Origin of the sequence: Tangfeifania diversioriginum (assembly GCF_900141875.1) — a bacterium.
Classification (GTDB): domain Bacteria; phylum Bacteroidota; class Bacteroidia; order Bacteroidales; family Prolixibacteraceae; genus Tangfeifania; species Tangfeifania diversioriginum.
The window spans coordinates 1-20,334 of the sequence record NZ_FQZE01000030.1; the positions used below are offsets into that span (position 1 = coordinate 1).

Here is a 20,334-nt window from a genome sequence, read left to right on the forward strand (position 1 = left end):
GAATTATAATTATTATATCCCCTGGTAGTCATTCTATAACAGATTTGTGGTAAAATCCATTAAGATACTGATTATCAGGGGTTTAATCAAATATTTTAAATACTTATTTTGCTCATTTTCAAATAGTTATCCACATTTTTAACGAAGTATTGTAATATTTATCAATTATTGTTTTTAATGTGTTTCATTCAATCAAAGTTTGTTATCAAAGAGTACCTATCTCTCTGAGTAATTTGTAGTAATTAAATACAACATCGAGTTTAGCATTAATAACTTGTAATTCTGCTTTCAACTTCATGTTACTGGCATCGAGCATTTCTGTTATCAAAGCAAGGTCATTCTGATACCTGTTGTTGATTACTGCATAATTTTCACTTGCCAACTGAAAGCTTTTCTGATAGGTATATAGTTTCTCATAAGCCTCACCATATTTTGTTTGGGCAGAATAAATAGCTGTGCGGGTGTTTTCTAATTCTGCCTCGTAAGCATAGTTTGCAGTATTTAAAGAGGATTTGGCAAGCGATATTTTATTGCTTGATTTATACAGCGATGCCAGATTGCATTTAATGCCAACACCCAGATACCAATAGTTTAAATTTTTGTTGATTGGCGGAACTTCCATTGTTATTGGTCCTTCAAAATAGTCAGCTCCAAATATTGCAACTGAAGGATACAAATCGGCTTTTGCCAGTTTAATATCTTTTTGTGCAACTTCCTTTTGCAATGATTGGATTTTAACACTTGGGCGTTTTTCATTTGCCTCATCAACCAAATTTTCTGCAAACAAAGGCAACTCATTTATATTCTGTACCGATGAGTCGGGAATAATAACTGTTTCATCGGGTAAGCCAAGAGCAATAGTTAAATGTATATTTACAATGCTTATGTTATTTTCAATTTCTATAAGTGCAAGTTTAAGGTTTTGTAACATTAACTCATATCGGGTAAGGTCGTTATCTAGTGCCATTCCTGTAGTAAGCTTTGCTTTTACATGCCGGATAAGTTCATTGGTTTCTTCAATGTTTTTATTAAATACTTTTTTTTGATTGTAGAGCTTATAAAGGTCGAGGTATTGTCCGGCTACGAGTAAACGAATATCCATACGGTTTTTATCATGCGACAGTGTAGCTATTTGTGATTCCAATTCGGCTTTTTCTATAGCATTAGATACAGCATCTCCTGCAAAAACCACATACGAAGCCTCTGCCGAAAAATTATTGCCAAAATGAGGCATTGCTGCATTCTGTGCATTTGAAAAATTGCGGTCAAATATTGTTGCATCGCCCAAATACATTGCTGATATTCCCACATCGACCGAAGGCAAACGTAAATTTTCAGCAACATCAATAGCCATATTAGCTGTTTCGGATATGGACTTACTAATTTTTAAATGAGTACTATTCCGCTCTGCTAAAACAAAAACTGTATCCAGCGATATGATTTTTTCTTTAGGTATTTGGGCAAATCCAACCTGAGCACTGATTAAAAACAGTGCCAACCAACAATGTATTTTCATAAAATAAAATTGAATTAATTAAGTCGCAAAAATCGTTTAGTTTGTTTCCGTTTTGGTTATCATTAATTCGCTAATAGTTGTCAAAATTTCCACATTTAATTGTTTTATGAATAAATTTTAGTTCTTTTGCTTATCAAAAAAAGAATTGACACATGTATCCTAATGAAGTATTCTCAAACACAGAATTAACCGAGGATGAATTTGCAATAGCATTGACAAGTAATAAATTACCTCTAAATAGTGCATTGGCGAAAGCTGGGAAATGCATTATATGTTATTGTCTAAATGGAGAAGCCGAGATAGAAGTAAACCTGACAAAGCATCGTTTTGTCAAGTCCGAAATAATGGTAATATTTCCCAGTCAAATTGTAGAACAAAAAAAAATCAGCCCCGATTTTTTAATCATGTATTTCACCCTTGCACCACATATTCTCCAAGAAGTTACCTTTCGGTTTCCGCCATCATTCCTTAACTTCTTACATTATCATTTTTATTACCGTGTTGGTGACGAAACAGTGAAAGAAGAAGCTGTAAGATTTAAAGAAATAGAAGAAAAATACTTGGATACCGAGAACTTTTGTCGAAGAGAAATATTAATGAACTTACTACGAATATTTTTTTTAGAATTATTTGATAAGATTAGAAGAGATGAACTAACGCAATCCGGTTCAAAACACAACCGAAAGGCTGAGATATATGAGAAATTCTGTAATCTTGTTATGCGGACTTATAAGCGAAACAGAGATGTGAAATTTTATGCGGATGCACTGAGTATTTCTTCAAAATACCTGTCAATTATTACAATGGAGCATTCAAGCTTTGGGGCTAAACAATGGATTGACGATTATGCTATTTTAGAATTGAAAGTAAGGTTGAAAAGTACAAGCGACAGCTTTCAAAAAATTGCAGATGAGTTTAATTTCTCGGATTTAGCCTTTATGTCCAAATATTTCAAATCAAGAGTTGGCATTTCACCAAGTGAATTTCGGAAGGGGTAATGTTTTTTGTTTTGAAAAGCTAGCACACAGTCGTAAGCACATTTGCAATTCCCACATGCCAGCTCACAGACCAAAATTGCAAAAGAGCTTCCACCTCTCCAGCCCGAGTAACCGCCTTTCAGGACGGTTTTAGGATTGGCCACGCTCAAAAAAACAAAATAAATTTGTGCTTCGTGGATAGGTTGGTGCAGATTGACAAAGACTTGAAAATAAAAGTTAATTAAATGACAAACCGACGGATATGAATGAACACCAGTTGCCAACATCGTGTATAGTGCATTTGGCGGATAGTGCTAATTTCAAGGGTGTTACATCTAATAAACTTTGTTGCGGTTTGACAGGAACGAGCTCCGAAATCCGCAACGACAACTTACAAGTGACGTTATGCCGCATACAATGAGACCAGTACAAATGGATAGATTTATAGAAAATATAGATAACCAAATAGAGTTTAATCAAGGCAAGAATATTTTTCTTGATAGATTAGATTTTTTTCAATTTGCTGAAGAAACGGTTAAAGCTATTTCAAGTATTGATAAGTTAAATCCAGATTCAAAAGAAACCTTAATTGATTACGCAACTGATAAAGCAATAGAAGAATTTTGCAGGATAAACCAATATTACTCATTTGACTCAAAAGCAAAAAATGATTTAGGAAAAATTTATTCTGATTTATTTGAAAACCTTCAAACTAAAACAAATTCAATTGAGGATATTTCAAAAAATCATTACGAAAACCTAAAAACTTGGTTAAAAGAAAATAATCCTTTTGCTGAAAAGATTTATAAAAACGACAACGAAAAAGTAAGTCCTGTTGCTTGTTCTGAATATTCCCCGAAATTGCAAATTGATATTTTACAGATTGATGTTAAGCATTTAATGCAACCAGTTTTGGATATAGGCTGTGGAAATAACGGACATTTAGTTAATTATCTTAAAAATCAGGGGATTGAAGTTCTGGGAATTGACAGATTTAAGTTTACAATGTCAAATTTGATAACAGTAGATTGGTTGGAATACGATTATGGAAAAGAAAAATGGGGAACAATAGTCAGTAACTTAGGATTTTCAAATCATTTTAAACACCATAATCTTAGAGAAGATGGGAATTATATTGAATATGGCAAAACTTATATGAATATTTTGAATTCATTGAAAATTGGTGGATGTTTTCATTATGCACCAGATTTGCCATTTATTGAGAAATATCTTGATAATAAACAGTTTGACATTAATAAATACGAGATTAACAAATACGATTTTAAAACGACGAAAATAAAAAAAATGAAATAAAGTACGACGGCATAACATTTTGTATAAGTAATGGCAGGCAATGTGGTAAATATCAAGGTTTGTAGCCCGCTCAAACTACGTAGCGGTTTGACAGGAAACTACTACGCAATCCGCCACTACTCATACAATTTACCGTTGGCGGTAATTATGACGCAACGAAACGTAAGCAAAAAACATCTTACAATAAAAAAATACCGAAATGAAACAATTAATTATTTTAGGATTTATCATTTTGATTGGATTACAATCATGTGAAAAGAATAATGATAATTCAATTAATGATTATTCGAGCAAAAATGAGATTACAATACCAACAGAATCCCCAAGGGGATTAGCCTTTGATGGAGAATATTTATGGTACAGTGATGATTCAGACAACAATTTATATAAATTATCAAGCAATGGAACGATTTTAAAAACATTAGACCTTAATGATTGTAAAATCACAGGTTTTGAGTTTTATGACAATTATATTTGGTGTATAAACGATACTACTGTATTAAATGACACAACAATATCTCATTACCCATTTTCAAGTATTTATAAATATTCAAAAACTGGAGAACGACTTGATACCATTTTAATTCAAGCATCAGGAAATACACAACGACCTGAATTTATTGGGATAACAATCAGTGATTCAAAGATTATTGGTTCTTCAAATCAAGGGTGGAGTTCTTGTTTATACAGCATAGACTTTGAAAATAAAGCAAAGACAATGTTGCAGTATCACTATTTGACTGGATTAACAACACATAACGATACGATTTTTGCAATTGACAGGAGCAATATAAATAAAAATAGGATTGTGTGTTTTGACTCTGAATATAATATAATTATAGATAAATCTATTGACATTGAATATATTGCAAGTGACTTAGCTTATGCAAATAATGATTTGTGGATTTGTGACAGAGAAAATAAAATATTGAGGAAGATAGAATAACTACCGCCAATAAACAGGACTCTAAGCGTCGTGCAGCGCCCAGCGATGAGTCCATGTTGAACCCGCCTGAATGACACTGTCGGGCAGGCTGCACCCGCCGGAATCAGGGCTATTTACTTAATGAAGATTTTTTGAAGAAGTATAATTAAGGTGTGGTTTTATTATTTAATCTTCATTGAAATATTCTTTACTGGCGTTGCAAATAGGGCATTTGTAATCATCCGGCAAATCTTCGAAAGGAGTTCCCGGGGGAATCCCGGCGGTTGGGTCACCTTCCTCAGGATTATATTGGAAGCCGCAAATGCTGCAGGTAAAGGTGTTTCCGCTTTTTCTAAATTTATCTTTATTACTCTTTTTATGCTCTTTATTTTCAGCAGTTTTTTCTTCAGGTTCATCATCTGCCTCTTTTTCTTTATCCAGCTTCTCTTTTTCGATATAGGTTGGAGCATTTTTGGGCGATAGCATTTTAAATTTCTCGCGGTAATATTTGTAAGTCAGCGGATCATCATCAGAAATAACATCGCTGTCTTTAACCTCCCCAATTATTAACAGGTGCGTGCCAACATCGTGGGTTGAAATCACCTCGCAGTCGAACCATGCCACTGCCGAATCGACAACAATTGGTGCGCCCGTTACAGCCGTTTTGGTTTCCACTTTTTTGAACTTATCCATGTCCTGGCTCGACATAAAACCAAACTCCCCAATCAGTGAAGAACTGGTTTCTTTACTTAAAACCGAAAGCGAAAATTTTTTACTATTCAGAATTTTATCGATTGTTGCATTTTTTTTATTGCAGCTTATGGCAATCCGGGGTGGTTCGGCGGTTACCTGAAATGCGGTATTGCCAACATAACCCGCTTTTTCGCCGTTGGTTTCGGTGGCAATAATATATAAACCGTAAGATAATTTGTGAAATGCTTTATATTTCATACTAACAGATTTTTATTTTAACATTTATAAAAATAACTAAATTTAGCTGATATGAATAAGATTGCCTTACTTTTATTGTTGTCACCTTTAGTGAAATAAATGATACAGAAGCAAAATTCATTGGTTTTTTTATCCCAAATGAAAAATTTGTCTCAAAAAGGGAAATGTTTCAAAAAATATTCCTATTTTGGTACGGAATTTACAAAACATGGACGAACAACATTAAATCAAAGAAGATGTCAGACCCAAAAAGCAACATTCGGTATAAAGTTTTCATTGTCGAAGACAATAAACTTTACGCGCAGGTTCTCAAAAAACAGCTTGTTGATAACAATTACCAGGTAAAAGTTTTTTACAATGGCAAAGATTGTATCGCACAACTCGATGATCAGCCCGATGTAATTACGCTGGATTATACACTCCCGGACATGACCGGGCAAGAAGTGTTAAAAGAAATCCAGAAAAAATTGCCAAACACGCATGTAATAATTATTTCGGCACAGGAAAGCATTAGCACGGCCATTGAGCTGATGAAAAACGGAGCTTACGACTACATTATGAAAGCTCCCGACACGCGTGAAAAGCTGACCAATATTATTAAAAACATCTACCAGTCGGACCAGTTAAAAGAGGAAAACACCCGGTTGAAAGATGCAATTAAGGAACGGTACCATTTCAGGAAACTGATAAAAGGAAACAGCCGCGAAATCGACCATATTTTTAACCTGATGGAGAAAGCCATACAAACCAACATTTCAGTTTCTATATACGGTGAAACTGGGACTGGTAAGGAGTTGGTTGCCAAAGGTATTCATTATAATTCGCCGCGAAGCAACAAGCCGTTTGTTGCAGTAAACGTATCGGCAATACCCGAAGGGCTGGTTGAGAGTGAACTGTTTGGACATGAAAAAGGCGCTTTCACCGGTGCCGATTTCAGGAAAACAGGAAAATTTGAACTTGCGAATACAGGAACTTTATTTTTGGATGAAATAGCCGATTTGGATTTGAATATCCAGGCCAAACTTTTGAGGATTATTCAGGAGCGTGAGGTTACGCGTCTGGGCGGAACAGAAGAAATTCCACTCGATGTGCGAATATTGACTGCTACTCATAAGAACCTGTCCACGCTGGTTTCGGAAGGTAAGTTCAGGCAGGATTTATATTACCGTTTGCTTGGGTTGCCAATTGAGCTGCCTCCGCTAAGGCAAAGAGGAAACGATGTTATTTTGCTTGCCAAGCATTTTGTAAACGAGTTTTGCAAAGAAAATAATATGGCTGCCAAAAGCATTCCGGATGAAACCAAACAACTTTTACTTAAATATAATTATCCCGGAAATATCAGGGAGTTGAAAGCAATAATGGAGTTGGCCTGTGTTATGACCAACAGTGACACCATTAAGCCGGCACATTTAAATATGAGTGTTGAAGAGAACGTTCAAAATTTATTGTCGAACGAGAAAACGCTCGAAGAATATAACCATGAAATTGTTCAGTATTTTTTAAATAAATACAATCAAAACGTAAGGCTGGTGGCTTCAAAACTCGGAATCGGAAAATCTACCATTTACAGGATGCTCCAGAAAAAAGAACTGGCACTTAATTAATAAATGCACATTATTTTGCATTTTACTAAATTTTAATACATTTGTAATGCAATACGTTCTGTATTGCTTGTGTGTTTGGGGGTTTATTTAAGGGCAGCTTTTGAGCTGCCCTTTTCTTTTGCGAAGAATTACAATCCAACACTTCAAAATTTCATTTATGTTACTTATTTTCGTGGTGATTTTTTAAGAGAGAATTATTCATATCTAATAACGGATGGCTCAATCTGGTAATGAGGAAATTATAATAGTTTATGTGATTGGCACCTTTGCCATGATCCTGCTTGCGGGTGCCATATTTTTCTTTTTTGTTACCTACCAGAAACGATTATTAAAGAAAGAACTCGAGATTAATAAGATGAAAGCCGAGCAGCAGGAAGAAATTCTCAGGAACATAATGCAAGCGCAGGAAAAAGAACGAAAACGAATTGCTCAGGATTTGCATGATGAAGTTGGTGCCATGCTCTCGGTTGTAAAGATGAATGTTGGAAGGATTGAAAGCAAATCAACCGACGAAATTCCCCAAAAACTTGCTGGCGAAACCAAAACCTACCTCGGTGATGTAATTACCCAGGTGCGACGTATTTCACGGGCATTGATGCCACCATCACTCGAAAAACTGGGACTTTCATTTGCATTGGAAGAACTGGTAAACTGGATTAATAAATCGGACCAGGTAAAAGTTGATATCGAAAAAAGCGGGGAACCGTTCCGTTTAGATCCAAAGAAAGAATTGTCCATTTTTCGTATTGTGCAGGAACTAATCAACAATGCCCTCAAACATTCACAGGCTAAGTGCATTTCTGTTAAAATGCGTTTTACCCCACGTTATATGGCTGTTTCGGTTGCCGATGACGGAATTGGCTTTGAACCTGAAAAGCTGAAAAGTCCCGGGTTGGGGCTCAAAAACCTCGAAAGCCGTGCCGAAATGATGGGGGGCGATTATAAAATGAAATCATTTCCCGGTAGCGGAACCTTTGCAATATTGCGAATAAAATCCAATGCTGATATAAAATAATTTAACAATGGTTACCAATCAAAAAATTGACCTTGTTATTACCGACGACCACAAACTTTTTCGGAAAGGGCTCAGTTCGTTGTTGTCTGATTTTGAATTTATTGGAAATATTTATGAAGCTTCAACTGGTATAGAATTGCTTGAGTTGCTGCAATCTGTTGATTCAAAGCCTGATATAATCTTACTTGATCTGCAGATGCCTGAAATGGATGGAATAGCGGCCAACAAAGAATTAAAAAAAGTATTCCCGGATATTAAGGTGATAATTCTTACTATGGAAGATGATGCCCAGTTAATTTTGCATTTGATTAGGCAGGGAGTGAACGGATATTTAATGAAAGATGCCGACCCGGATGAGCTGGAAACTGCCATTAAAAGCGTAATTGAAAAGGATTTCTATTTTTCTGATAATATATCGCAGTTAATTTACAGGAACCTGAATAAAAAGAGAAAAAAGAATTCCGGCTTATTTATTCATAAATTTACTCCCCGCGAAATTCAAACGCTTGAATTAATCTGTAGGGAATACACAGCCGCCGAAATTGCAGACGAGTTGAATTTGAGCGTGCGAACCATTGAAGGATACCGAAGTAATTTGCTTGATAAGTCAGGGGCCAAAAATATTGCAGGACTCGTAGTGTTTGCACTTACAAATGATCTTGTAAATTTTGAATAAAAAAAAGGGGTCCCGGCCAAGAACCCCTTTACGGATAATCCGTAAGTAAAATGCTCCTAAGTTATCTTATTTCACAAGAGAGAGAGGAAGTTTAACGGATTGAGTGAAAATTTGATAATTTGGAATGGAGCATAAATGGTGTGCCCAAGTTTACTGTATTTGAGCATTTGGGTAAGGTCTTTATGTAATTCCTGTTTTTTCATATCCTGTTATCACCTCTTTTGTCACAGCAAATATCAGGAATGTGATGTTCTTAAAATAGAGTACTTCTACGGGAATTTAGATATACGTATTTCTACGGTGTTTTTTTAGGTAGATGTACCTGTGAATTTGAAATGTTATGAAAAATAAAAAGGCTGTCCAACTTAATGAACAGCCTTTAACCCGGATTATTCACAAATAATCCCTATCTCCGATAGCGACTAAGATTCAGTAAAACTTTTTTTTAAAAGTTCAACTTCATCTAAGTCGGGATTAACCTGAACTTTATTCATATTTTTAAAATTTATGAATAGTTCAGGTTAAAATAAGCTTATTGAAAATTATTTAATGTTTGCCTGTGCTGCTGCAACGCGTGCAATTGGAACGCGGTAAGGCGAACAACTTACATAATCCATTTTAACGCTATCGCAGAACATTACTGAAGACGGTTCTCCGCCATGTTCTCCGCAGATACCGATTTTAAGATCAGGTTTTACTTTACGGCCTTTTTCAACTCCCATTTTTACTACCTGTCCAACACCATCCTGGTCGAGTACCTGGAACGGGTCGTTTTTCAGAATTCCTTTTTCAAGATAAACGGGGAGGAATTTTCCTGCGTCGTCGCGTGAGTAGCCAAAGGTCATCTGGGTAAGGTCGTTGGTCCCGAATGAGAAGAATTCGGCCACTTCGGCCACTTCATCGGCAGTAACCGCAGCACGTGGGACCTCAATCATTGTACCTACCAGGTAATCAACTTTGGCGCCTTTTTCTTCGAAAACTTTTTGTGCGGTTTCATGGATAATATCAGCCTGGAGTTTCAATTCTTTTACAGTACCAATGAGCGGAACCATAATTTCGGGACGGGCATCAACTCCTTTTTGCTTGAGGTTCACTGCTGCCTCAATAATTGCCCGCGCTTGCATTTCAGTAATCTCGGGATAAGTGTTTCCGAGACGGCAACCACGGTGCCCAAGCATTGGGTTGAATTCATGTAAATCGTCAACCAACGCTTTTACGGCCTCCACAGAAATTCCCATTTCCTGGGCCATTTCCTTCTGGTTTGCTTCTTCGTGTGGCACGAATTCATGTAATGGCGGATCGAGCAGGCGGATAGTAACGCCAAAACCAGCCATTGCTTCAAGGATTCCTTCGAAGTCTTCGCGCTGGTATGGCAATAATTTCTCCAAAGCTTTGCGTCTTTCAGTTTCGTTATTTGCCAGAATCATTTCGCGCATGGCTTTAATGCGGTCGCCTTCAAAGAACATGTGTTCTGTGCGGCAGAGGCCAATACCTTCGGCACCAAATTTCCGGGCAACTTTCGCGTCATTCGGAGAATCAGCGTTGGTACGCACTTTCATGCGGGCAAACTTTTCAGCCAAGTCCATGATTTTAGCAAAATTACCGCTCATCTCAGGATTCTTGGTATCTACTTTTCCTTCGTAAACTTTTCCGGTTGAGCCGTCGAGCGAAATCCAGTCGCCCTCTTTAAACTCTTTCCCGTCAATAGTCATTACGCGGGTTTTGTAATTGATTTTTACTGCACCTGCTCCTGACACGCAGCATTTGCCCATGCCCCGTGCAACAACGGCTGCGTGAGATGTCATTCCTCCGCGAGCGGTTAAAATACCCTCGGCAATATGCATGCCTTCAAGATCTTCGGGCGAAGTTTCAACCCGAACAAGGATAGACACCGGATATTTGGCTGCCTCGTCGGCAAAAAATACTACCTGACCTGTTGCGGCGCCTGGCGAGGCGGGCAATCCTTTTGCCACCTCATTTGCTGATTTAAGAGCAGAAGGAACAAAAACAGGGTGCAGCAGCTCATCCAGTTTGTTGGCATCGATGCGCGAGAGTGCTGTTTTTTCATCAATTTTGCCATCTTCAAGCATGTCAACGGCTATTTTAGCCATTGCAGCGCCGGTGCGTTTCCCGTTACGGGTTTGCAGTAACCACAATTTACCTTCCTGAATGGTAAATTCCAGATCCTGCATATCGCTGTAGTGATCTTCCAGTTTTTGCTGGGTCTCATCCAGTTGCTTGTATAATTCCGGCATTGTTTCTTCGAGCGACGGGAATTTGGATGCTCTCTCTTCTTCACTGATTCCCTGGAGTTCAGCCCATTTTCTTGAGCCTGAACGTGTAATTTCCTGAGGTGTGCGAATTCCGGCAACCACATCTTCACCCTGGGCGTTAATCAGGTATTCGCCATTAAAAATGTCTTCGCCTGTTGCGGCATCGCGTGTAAATGCAACGCCAGTAGCCGATGTGTCGCCCATATTTCCAAATACCATGGCCTGTACGTTAACGGCGGTGCCCCATTCGTCTGGGATTTTTTCCATCCTGCGGTAGTAAATCGCCCGTGGATTATTCCAGCTTCCGAATACGGCTGCAATTGCTCCCCAGAGTTGCTCCCACGGATCGGTGGGAAAGTCTTTTCCGGTTTCTTTTTTTACGGCTGCTTTAAAGCGTTTAACCAATTCCTGTAAATCTTCAGTAGTGAATTGCGTATCAAGCTCAATGCCTTTTTCTTCTTTTAATTGTTCAATAATCTCTTCAAAAGGATCGTTCTCCTCTTTGCTGGCGGGTTTCATTTCCATTACCACATCGCCGTACATTTGAATGAAACGACGGTAAGAGTCCCATGCGAAACGGGCATTGCCCGATTTTTTGGTAATGCCTTCAACAGCATCGGCATTCATCCCCAGGTTCAGGACTGTGTCCATCATTCCGGGCATTGATGCGCGGGCACCCGAACGAACTGACATCAGGCACGGATTATCCTTGTCTCCAAACTTTGTGTTGGTCAGTTTTTCAACCTGGGCAACCGCAGCCTCTACTTCAGGTTTAATTACTTCAAAGGTTTTTTCCTGCCCTTGTTCGTTATACATTGTGCAAACTTCGGTAGTAATTGTAAACCCCGGTGGAACAGGCACACCTATTAAATTCATTTCCGCAAGGTTTGCCCCCTTGCCACCCAGCAGGTTTTTCATATCAGCTTTACCTTCGGCCTTGCCTGCACCAAAAGTATATACATGTTTTGCCATAAGAAATTATTTTTATTTGTTACTGAATAAATCTCATAAATATTTTGGGACGCTAATGTAACTTAAATTTTTTATAATTGAAACAGCCCAGAACTATTCCATAACAGGCTCTGTCCCATATTTAACAGAAATACAAGGGGAAACAGATTGGTATATTAAAAAATTGTAAACAATCTTTCAGTGAAATTTAAAACTTTTTGGTATTTTATTCGGAAAATTCATGATGAACTTTCGTTTTGAAAGCAGGCATCCATTTGGGGTTATTTTGTTGCTTTAAAGGTGGGCGAAGCTATTTATCATTTTGAAAATGAAGTATTAACATTCTTTAACTTTGGTTTCAAAGTGTTAACTTAATTCTGTCGTATTTTTGTAATAGTGTTTGAGGTTAACGTGTTTTTTCATAGAGAATAGATTTGGTTAGGTTAGAAAAACAGGAGTGATGATCCGCTCCTGTTTTTTTTGGGGGCTTACTGCCAAAAATGCACCTCCGACAGTCATTTTATGCAAATATTTCATCGGTTTTCTGTTTGTGTGCGACATTCTGTCTTTCAGTTGTTTATGGATTGTTATTTGTAATTGACAGGAAAAATCAACGATTATGAATTTGAATAATTTTACGATAAAAGCACAGGAAGCCATTCAGCATGGTTTTCAGATTGCACAAGGGAATAACCAGCAGGCAACTGAAACGGGTCATATTTTGAAAGGACTCACACATTCAGCTGAAAATGTGGTGGAGTTTCTGTTAAAAAAATTAGGCGTAAATACTACCATTTTCCAGCAGGCATTGGATAAAATCATCGAATCGTATCCCCGTGTTACAGGAGGCGATCAGTACCTCTCTTCAACTGCTAACCGCGTTTTGCAAAAATCGCTGGCACTGGCCCAGGAGATGGGCGATCAATACGTTTCGGTTGAACATATTTTGCTGGCGCTGCTCGATGGCAACGATTCAGTTAGCCGGTTGATGAAAGATAACGGCATTTCAAAAAAAGATTTGCAAAAAGCCATTGAAGAGCTTCGCAAAGGTTCAAAAGTTGACAGCCAGACGGCAGAAGACAAGTTCAACTCGTTGAACCGATTTGCAATGAACCTTAACGAACGCGCCCGTACGGGTAAACTCGACCCGGTTATCGGCCGTGATGAGGAAATTCGCCGCATTTTGCAAATTCTCTCCCGGCGTACTAAAAACAATCCTATTTTAATTGGAGAACCCGGAACAGGAAAAACTGCAATTGCCGAAGGGCTGGCCCACCGTATTGTGCGGGGCGATGTGCCGGAAAACCTGAAGACAAAACAAATTTTTTCGCTCGACATGGGCGCACTGGTTGCCGGTGCAAAATACAAGGGCGAATTTGAAGAACGCCTTAAGGCAGTGGTTCACGAAGTGGTGAATTCCAACGAAGAGGTTATTCTTTTTATTGACGAGATCCACACGTTGGTGGGAGCCGGAAAAAGTGAAGGGGCAATGGATGCGGCCAATATCCTGAAACCTGCGCTTGCCAGGGGCGAATTGCGCGCAATTGGTGCAACCACTTTTAACGAGTATCAAAAATATTTTGAAAAAGACAAAGCACTAGAGCGCCGTTTTCAGGTTGTTCATGTGAACGAACCGGATACCCTCAGCGCCATATCGATTTTGCGCGGTATTAAAGAACGTTACGAAAGCCATCACAAAGTGCGGATAAAAGATGATGCAATTATTTCGGCCGTTGAACTTTCGCAGCGGTATATTTCCGACAGGTTTTTGCCCGATAAAGCCATCGACCTAATGGACGAGGCAGCTGCAAAATTGCGTCTCGAAATGGACTCGGTGCCTGAAGAACTCGATGAAATTGAACGCCGCGTAAAACAGCTGGAAATTGAGAGGGAAGCTATTAAACGTGAAAAAGACGATAAAAAGCTGGCGCAGTTAAGCGAAGAAATCTCAAATCTGAAAGAAGAACAATCGCGGTTAAGGGCAAAATGGGAAAGTGAAAAGTCGGTCATTAACGCCATTCAGAAAAAGAAATCGGAGATTGAAGATTACCGTTTTGAAGCTGATGATGCCGAGCGGCAGGGACTTTATGAACGAGTGGCCGAGTTGCGATATGGAAAAATAAAGGAAGCAGAGAATGATATTGAAAAACTGCATAAAGAGCTGCAGAAAATGAAAGAGGGCGAAAGCCTGATTAAGGAAGAAGTGGACGCTGAAGATATTGCAGAAGTTGTGGCTCGCTGGACAGGCATTCCGGTGGCCAAAATGTTGCAGAGCGAGCGCGAAAAACTGTTGCACATGGAAGAAGAACTGCACAAACGTGTGGTTGGCCAGGATGAAGCCATTGCTGCAGTTTCTGATGCTGTCCGCCGCAGCCGTGCCGGCCTGCAGGATGAAAAACGCCCCATTGGTTCGTTCATTTTCCTGGGCTCAACAGGAGTAGGAAAAACAGAACTGGCCAAAGCGCTGGCCGAATACTTGTTTGACGATGATAATATGATTACACGCATCGATATGTCGGAATACCAGGAGAAATTTTCTGTTACCCGGCTAATTGGAAGCCCTCCCGGGTATGTGGGCTACGATGAAGGGGGACAACTTTCGGAAGCAGTGCGACACAAACCTTATTCAGTGGTGCTTTTCGACGAGATTGAAAAAGCACACCCCGATGTTTTTAACGTACTTTTGCAGGTGCTCGACGATGGAAGGCTGACCGACAACAAAGGACGAACCGTTAATTTTAAAAACACAATAATTATAATGACCTCCAACCTCGGTTCGCACATTATTCAGGAAAGCATGGAAAACCTGTCGGACAAAAACCAGGAGGAAGTGCTTGAAAAAACACGCCTGAAACTGCTCGATTTACTGCGCAAGTCAATCAGGCCCGAATTTCTGAACCGCATTGATGATACCATAGTTTTTACACCATTGTCCAGGAATGACATAAAAGAAATTGTCCGGTTACAGTTTAACCAGGTAATAAAACGGTTATCGGGTACTGATATTAAAATTTCAATTTCTGAAAATGCCGTTGATTGGATGGCACAGGCTGGGTACGATCCGCATTTCGGGGCACGTCCTGTAAAACGGATTCTCCAAAGAAATGTACTGAATGAATTGTCGCGAAGAATACTTGCCGGACAGGTTGATAAAACAAAACCCATTGAGATTGATGAAAAGGAGGGCAACCTGGTATTTAAAAATTAGGTGCAATAAAAGGTGCCCTGGCTCTGTAAAGTCAGGGCATCTTATAGTAACTTTTTTACAAGTCGTTTAAATAAGATGCTAATTCCTTTGTGGCTCCGTTTAATTCTTCTTCAACCTGGGAAAGCAATCCGGGAATGGGATCAATCTGATTGTTTTCAGCAAGAAGCTGAATTCTTTTTAGGGTTTTGCCGGTTTCTTCCATGCTGAAAATTAAAGCCGACGACTTGGCCGTGTGTGCCTCTTTAGCCAGGTCGTTTTTTTCCTCTTCAGAAAGAAACTGATGCATATTTGCAATAAACTCGGGAACCTGTTTCAGAAAAATCTGAATAAGTTCTTTTTTAAAATCTTTGTCACCTCCCGAAATTTCTTCAATGTAACCAAGATTAATGTACTTGAAATTTTCGCTCATCTTCTATATTCAAATATGGGGGCGCAAGTTAGTGAAATTATCTAAATTAATAATTCCATAAACGCTGATAAAATTCATGTAAAAGCTATTAGCGAATCCATAATTTTGCATTTAATTTGAAGGTGAAACCAAATAAATTACTTCCTCCGGGGCTGAATTTATCCCTGTTCAGGAAACAAAAAAAATGAATATGAAACTTACTGCACTTAACGAAATACACAAAAGAGAAGGCGCTAAAATGGTTGAATTTGCCGGGTACGAAATGCCGGTTGAATACAGTGGAATTAAGGACGAGCACCTCGCTGTGCGAAATTCAGCAGGCGTTTTCGATGTTTCGCACATGGGCGAATTTTGGATTAAAGGACCCCATGCACTCGATTTGGTGAAAAAAATATCGTCGAACGATCCCACAGTTTTAAAGCCGGGGCAGGCACAATATTCATGTATGCCAAACGGGAAAGGAGGAATTGTTGACGACTTTCTGATTTATTGTTTTAGCCCCGAAAAATTTATGCTGGTTGTAAATGCCTCAAATATTGAAAAAGACTGGAACTGGATTGAAAGCCAGAATGAATTTGGTGCAGAAATGGAGAACAGCTCGGATGAAATCAGTTTGCTTGCAGTACAGGGGCCAAAAGCAACCGAAATTTTGCAGAAACTCACCACGGTGAAATTATCCGATATCCGATTTTATACTTTTGAAACCGGTAGCATTGCAGCGGTTGATGACGTAATAATTTCGGCTACCGGATACACAGGAGCAGGTGGCTTTGAATTGTACTTTGAAAACAAACACGCCGAAAAGGTTTGGAATGCAATTTTTGAAGCAGGTAAAGAATTTGATATTAAACCTGCCGGTCTGGGAGCCCGCGATACACTGCGGCTCGAAATGGGATTTTGCCTTTACGGAAATGATATTGACGACAAAACTTCACCAATTGAAGCAGGATTGGGGTGGATAACCAAATTTAACAACGGGCGTCAGTTTGTTGATCGCGACTTTTTAATGATGCAAAAAAAAGAAGGAATAACCAGAAGGCTTCGTGGTTTTGTATTGAAGGAACGCGGTATCCCGCGCAAAGGATATCAAATTGTTAATTCGGAAGGAAACCAAATTGGTGAGGTAACTTCGGGGAGCATTTCGCCAGTTTTGAACAAGGGGATTGGCCTTGGTTATGTAGCCAAAGAGTACAGTGCTTTTGCATCACCTGTCTGGATAAAAGTGAGAAACAAGAATATCCCGGCTGAAATTGTGAAGCTCCCGTTTATTTAGGCGAGTATATATTCATAAATAAAAAGCTGCTTTGCTGACTGCGGAGCAGCTTTTTCATTTTAAACACTATTGGGTGAGCAGCTATTTATTCGACCGTTAAATAATAGCTCCATTTTTAAATTCTTTCCTGAAAAGTGGCTTTCTTTTTCAGAATCGAATAAATTTGTATGGCTTTACATGAGGGACATCAAAAAACGTTAAAACAGCAAAATGATTTTTATCAGCTTGCAGGCTTTCTTTACAATGTTTTATAACTCAATTTTAAAGCCGTTATATTGATTTTTCTCATCTGCAAAACATAAATGAATAACGACCTTTGAAAAGGTGTTTTGCAAAAAAATAATTTTATTTATTCACCTTTAATAGTTGTTTGAAATTAAATGCGTTAAGGTACAGGTGGTTAGCAATCAAAAAAAATCACAGCTTTTGATAATGTGTTCCTGACGCGTTAAAACCTTAAAATTTTAATGAAATGAAACCTACATGACAATTTTTAGACACCCACGAGAATGAAAATTGGGTGCGCTGCGGGCGACACCATTTTTATTGAGTATTCGTAACTTAGTTCTGGCATAAGCCACATAACTAAAACGGCGATAAAGATGGAACCACCGCAAGTAAGTTTTAAGCAAGTCGTATCACGGGGATGCGGACTTGATGTGCACAAGAAAGTGGTAGTAGCTACCATTGACGGTGAAGGGTTAAGAAAACAAACCCGGGAATTTGGCACCGTCACGAGTTCTTTGAAAGAATTGAGAGATTGGTTATTGGAGAATGGGATTACGCACGTGGCTATGGAGAGCACAGGCGTATTCTGGAAGCCTGTTTACAATATTCTGGAACCGGCTGGTATAACGGTTTGGGTTGTCAATGCCGCCCATGTGAAATACGTTCCGGGGCATAAGACCGACAAAAAAGACAGCGCATGGCTATGTAAGTTGTTGCTTGCCGGGCTTCTCAAACCGAGTTTTATACCGGCAAAAGAGCAGCGGGAGTTACGCGATTTAACACGCTACCGTACAAAGTTGGTACAAAGCAATGCCTCAAACAAGAACCGGATAATCCGGATTTTGGAGGATGCCAACATCAAGTTATCGAGTGTGTTGAGTTCCACAAACGGCGTGGTGGGTACCAAGTTGATAGACAAAATCTGTGACGGAGAGGAAATCACCATGCAGGATGTGGATGAAGTTTATCACAAAAAGCTGGCAGCTACCAAAGAAGAAATCTTTGAAGCCTGCCAGGGATTTATTACCGAACACCATGTGTATATGCTTCAAATCATCCGCCAGGAAATTGCCGGTACACAGCAAACCATCGAAAGCCTGACCCAGCGGATAAAAGAAGTTTTGTTGCCTTACGAAAATGCGTTGGAACTGCTCCAAAAAGTTCCGGGTATTAGTTCTAAAAGTGTTGAAGACCTTGTAGCCGAAATCGGGTTGGACATGGGTGTTTTTCCAACAGAGAAACACTTGGCTTCATGGGCCGGCATGTCTCCGGGAAACAACGAGAGCGCCGGTAAAAAAAAAAGCGGACGGACAACCCGGGGAAACAAACAAGTTAAAGCTGTGCTGACCGAAATCGCATGGGCAGCCACAAGGACAAAAAACACGTTTTATCATGCAAGGTACCACAAACTGGCAGCGCGCAGGGGCAAAAAAAGGGCTCTAATTGCAGTTGGACATTCGATCCTGAAGTCAGTTTATCACATCTTGAGTGATATGAGTGAGTACAAAGAACTTGGGGCAGAGTATTTAATCAGCAGGACAGAAGCCAAACGTAAAGCGTACCTGAAAGGTGAACTGGGAAAGTTAGGCTATGTCGTTGAGTTAAAAGAACTGCCACCTGTAGAAAAAGCAGGATAACAACAAACCCATACGAAGGTCGATTTTTTCTGGCACCCGTTATTTGCGAATAACACTGAAGCCGAAAATGAAACTGACCTCAACAGCTAAGTACCCAAGAAAGTGATTCGAACACGTGTATGAAATTTTATAACTCTTAGCTGTTCAATAATTGCCTCCAATAACCCTGTATTTGCCATACCGACAAGTGCTCTCTTTTCTTTTGTTTTTTATTTTAAAAACTATTGATTTTAAACAAAACATGGGCTCTAAAGGCTCATTTAATAGAAATTATTTACGTATGAAAAAACACAATTTTTATGCAGGACCCTCCATTTTGCCTGAGTTTACCAAAAAAATGACAGCCGAAGCTGCGTTAAATTTTGCCGAAACCGGTCTGTCGGTGATGGAAGTTTCGCACCGCAGCAAAGAATTTGTAGCTGTTATGGAAGAAGCCCAGAACCTGGTAAGAGAATTGCTTCACGTTCCGGAAGGTTACTCGGTGCTTTTTTTGCAGGGCGGGGCAAGCCTCCAGTTTTTAATGGTACCCTACAATTTAATGAATAAAAAGTCGGCTTATCTGAATACCGGTTCGTGGTCATCAAAAGCCATTAAAGAAGCCAAATTTTTTGGCGACGTAGTTGAAGTGGCTTCCTCAAAAGATGCCAACTTTAATTACCTGCCCAAAGACTACACCGTTCCCGAGGATGCCGATTATTTCCATATCACAACCAACAATACCATTTATGGCACCGAAATTTTAAAGGAGCCCGACGTGAATGTTCCGCTCGCAGGCGATATGTCGTCCGATATTTTCAGCCGCCCGATTGACGTAGCAAAATACGATGTAATTTATGCCGGTGCCCAGAAAAACCTCGGGCCTTCGGGAGCTACGCTGGTAATTGTAAAAGATGAGGCACTGCAACGTGTTGACAGGCCAATTCCTACAATGCTGAATTACAAGACCCATATTGATAAAGGCTCGATGTTTAACACACCGGCTACACTTCCTGTTTTTGCTTGTTTGCAAACATTGCAATGGCTCAAAGAAAAAGGCGGTGTTGAAGGCATGGAAAAAATTAACATCGAGAAAGCCGGGTTGCTTTACGACGAACTGGATCGCAACAAGCTGTTTGTTCCCACTGTGCCCAATCCCGAAGATCGTTCAAGAATGAATGTTACTTTCGTTATGGCACCCGATTATACTGAACTTGAGAAAGACTTTCTCGATTTCGCCACCCAAAAAGGAATGGTTGGAATTAAGGGGCACCGCTCAGTTGGTGGTTTCAGGGCATCGTTATACAATGCAATGCCCTACGAGAGCGTGAAAGCCCTCGTGGAAGTGATGCAGGATTTCGAAAAAAATAAATAAATGGAAAATTACCCGCAACCCGGCAC

The 20,334-nt window shown here is 39.4% G+C and carries 14 protein-coding genes; 10 read left to right on the forward strand and 4 right to left on the reverse strand.

Annotated features, from left to right (window positions below; translation table 11 throughout):
- Window positions 1-205: 205 nt before the first annotated feature.
- Window positions 206-1,498, reverse strand: coding sequence for a TolC family protein (locus BUC07_RS16455; protein ID WP_175552554.1), 1,293 nt, complete (start codon window positions 1,496-1,498; stop codon window positions 206-208).
- A 170-nt stretch (window positions 1,499-1,668) separates the two neighbouring features.
- On the opposite strand from BUC07_RS16455, the gene BUC07_RS16460 reads away from it, so the two are divergent.
- From BUC07_RS16460 to BUC07_RS16470, 3 genes are all read left to right on the forward strand, one after another.
- Window positions 1,669-2,514: an AraC family transcriptional regulator gene (locus BUC07_RS16460; protein WP_073172114.1), complete on the forward strand. Its 846-nt coding sequence runs from the start codon at window positions 1,669-1,671 to the stop codon at window positions 2,512-2,514.
- Between the two features lie 411 nt (window positions 2,515-2,925).
- The gene (locus BUC07_RS16465) at window positions 2,926-3,807 is read left to right on the forward strand and encodes a class I SAM-dependent methyltransferase (RefSeq protein ID WP_073172117.1); all 882 of its coding nucleotides are present in this window, start codon (window positions 2,926-2,928) and stop codon (window positions 3,805-3,807) included.
- 199 nt (window positions 3,808-4,006) lie between these two features.
- Window positions 4,007-4,753 carry a hypothetical protein gene (locus tag BUC07_RS16470; RefSeq protein WP_073172119.1) on the forward strand — a complete coding sequence of 249 codons (747 nt, stop codon included), beginning with the start codon at window positions 4,007-4,009 and terminating at the stop codon, window positions 4,751-4,753.
- A gap of 165 nt (window positions 4,754-4,918) precedes the next feature.
- Here BUC07_RS16470 and BUC07_RS21545 read toward each other — a convergent pair whose 3' ends face one another.
- On the reverse strand, window positions 4,919-5,683 hold the full coding sequence (locus tag BUC07_RS21545; protein WP_073172122.1) for a flavin reductase: 765 nt from the start codon (window positions 5,681-5,683) through the stop codon (window positions 4,919-4,921).
- 236 nt (window positions 5,684-5,919) lie between these two features.
- Here BUC07_RS21545 and BUC07_RS16480 point away from each other — a divergent pair, with 236 nt between their 5' ends.
- The 3 genes from BUC07_RS16480 (at window position 5,920) to BUC07_RS16490 (ending at window position 8,978) form a co-directional block, all read left to right on the forward strand.
- Complete coding sequence (locus BUC07_RS16480; RefSeq protein ID WP_073172227.1) at window positions 5,920-7,287, forward strand: sigma-54-dependent transcriptional regulator; 1,368 nt, start codon at window positions 5,920-5,922, stop codon at window positions 7,285-7,287.
- A 214-nt stretch (window positions 7,288-7,501) separates the two neighbouring features.
- Window positions 7,502-8,302, forward strand: a complete 801-nt coding sequence (locus BUC07_RS16485) for a sensor histidine kinase (protein ID WP_073172125.1) — start codon at window positions 7,502-7,504, stop codon at window positions 8,300-8,302.
- A 7-nt stretch (window positions 8,303-8,309) separates the two neighbouring features.
- The gene (locus BUC07_RS16490; RefSeq protein WP_073172128.1) at window positions 8,310-8,978 is read left to right on the forward strand and encodes a response regulator transcription factor; all 669 of its coding nucleotides are present in this window, start codon (window positions 8,310-8,312) and stop codon (window positions 8,976-8,978) included.
- A 542-nt stretch (window positions 8,979-9,520) separates the two neighbouring features.
- Here the strand turns inward: BUC07_RS16490 and ppdK are convergent.
- Complete coding sequence (gene ppdK / locus BUC07_RS16495; protein ID WP_073172131.1) at window positions 9,521-12,223, reverse strand: pyruvate, phosphate dikinase; 2,703 nt, start codon at window positions 12,221-12,223, stop codon at window positions 9,521-9,523.
- A gap of 598 nt (window positions 12,224-12,821) precedes the next feature.
- Here ppdK and clpB point away from each other — a divergent pair.
- Window positions 12,822-15,410: an ATP-dependent chaperone ClpB gene (gene clpB, locus BUC07_RS16500; RefSeq protein ID WP_073172134.1), complete on the forward strand. Its 2,589-nt coding sequence runs from the start codon at window positions 12,822-12,824 to the stop codon at window positions 15,408-15,410.
- A gap of 55 nt (window positions 15,411-15,465) precedes the next feature.
- On the opposite strand, the gene BUC07_RS16505 is transcribed toward clpB, so the two are convergent.
- A complete protein-coding gene (locus BUC07_RS16505; protein ID WP_073172137.1) occupies window positions 15,466-15,819 on the reverse strand; it encodes an Hpt domain-containing protein in 354 nt (117 codons plus the stop codon).
- A gap of 190 nt (window positions 15,820-16,009) precedes the next feature.
- Between BUC07_RS16505 and gcvT the strand changes: the two genes are divergently transcribed.
- From gcvT to serC, 3 genes are all read left to right on the forward strand, one after another.
- Window positions 16,010-17,092, forward strand: a complete 1,083-nt coding sequence (gene gcvT, locus BUC07_RS16510; RefSeq protein WP_073172231.1) for a glycine cleavage system aminomethyltransferase GcvT — start codon at window positions 16,010-16,012, stop codon at window positions 17,090-17,092.
- Between the two features lie 602 nt (window positions 17,093-17,694).
- The gene (locus BUC07_RS16515) at window positions 17,695-18,957 is read left to right on the forward strand and encodes an IS110 family RNA-guided transposase (RefSeq protein ID WP_073172142.1); all 1,263 of its coding nucleotides are present in this window, start codon (window positions 17,695-17,697) and stop codon (window positions 18,955-18,957) included.
- Window positions 18,958-19,237: 280 nt separating this feature from the next.
- A complete protein-coding gene (serC, locus tag BUC07_RS16520; RefSeq protein ID WP_073172234.1) occupies window positions 19,238-20,308 on the forward strand; it encodes a 3-phosphoserine/phosphohydroxythreonine transaminase in 1,071 nt (356 codons plus the stop codon).
- Window positions 20,309-20,334 lie beyond the last annotated feature (26 nt).

What these genes read in the sequence shown, in the direction of transcription:
- BUC07_RS16460 (WP_073172114.1), top strand. Translation starts at nt 1,669, where the DNA reads ATGTATCCTAATGAAGTATTCTCAAACACAGAATTAACCGAGGATGAA.
- BUC07_RS16465 (WP_073172117.1), top strand. Translation starts at nt 2,926, where the DNA reads ATGGATAGATTTATAGAAAATATAGATAACCAAATAGAGTTTAATCAA.
- BUC07_RS16470 (WP_073172119.1), top strand. Translation starts at nt 4,007, where the DNA reads ATGAAACAATTAATTATTTTAGGATTTATCATTTTGATTGGATTACAA.
- BUC07_RS21545 (WP_073172122.1), bottom strand. Translation starts at nt 5,683, where the DNA reads ATGAAATATAAAGCATTTCACAAATTATCTTACGGTTTATATATTATT.
- BUC07_RS16480 (WP_073172227.1), top strand. Translation starts at nt 5,920, where the DNA reads ATGTCAGACCCAAAAAGCAACATTCGGTATAAAGTTTTCATTGTCGAA.
- BUC07_RS16485 (WP_073172125.1), top strand. Translation starts at nt 7,502, where the DNA reads ATGGCTCAATCTGGTAATGAGGAAATTATAATAGTTTATGTGATTGGC.
- BUC07_RS16490 (WP_073172128.1), top strand. Translation starts at nt 8,310, where the DNA reads ATGGTTACCAATCAAAAAATTGACCTTGTTATTACCGACGACCACAAA.
- ppdK (WP_073172131.1), bottom strand. Translation starts at nt 12,223, where the DNA reads ATGGCAAAACATGTATATACTTTTGGTGCAGGCAAGGCCGAAGGTAAA.
- clpB (WP_073172134.1), top strand. Translation starts at nt 12,822, where the DNA reads ATGAATTTGAATAATTTTACGATAAAAGCACAGGAAGCCATTCAGCAT.
- BUC07_RS16505 (WP_073172137.1), bottom strand. Translation starts at nt 15,819, where the DNA reads ATGAGCGAAAATTTCAAGTACATTAATCTTGGTTACATTGAAGAAATT.
- gcvT (WP_073172231.1), top strand. Translation starts at nt 16,010, where the DNA reads ATGAAACTTACTGCACTTAACGAAATACACAAAAGAGAAGGCGCTAAA.
- BUC07_RS16515 (WP_073172142.1), top strand. Translation starts at nt 17,695, where the DNA reads ATGGAACCACCGCAAGTAAGTTTTAAGCAAGTCGTATCACGGGGATGC.
- serC (WP_073172234.1), top strand. Translation starts at nt 19,238, where the DNA reads ATGAAAAAACACAATTTTTATGCAGGACCCTCCATTTTGCCTGAGTTT.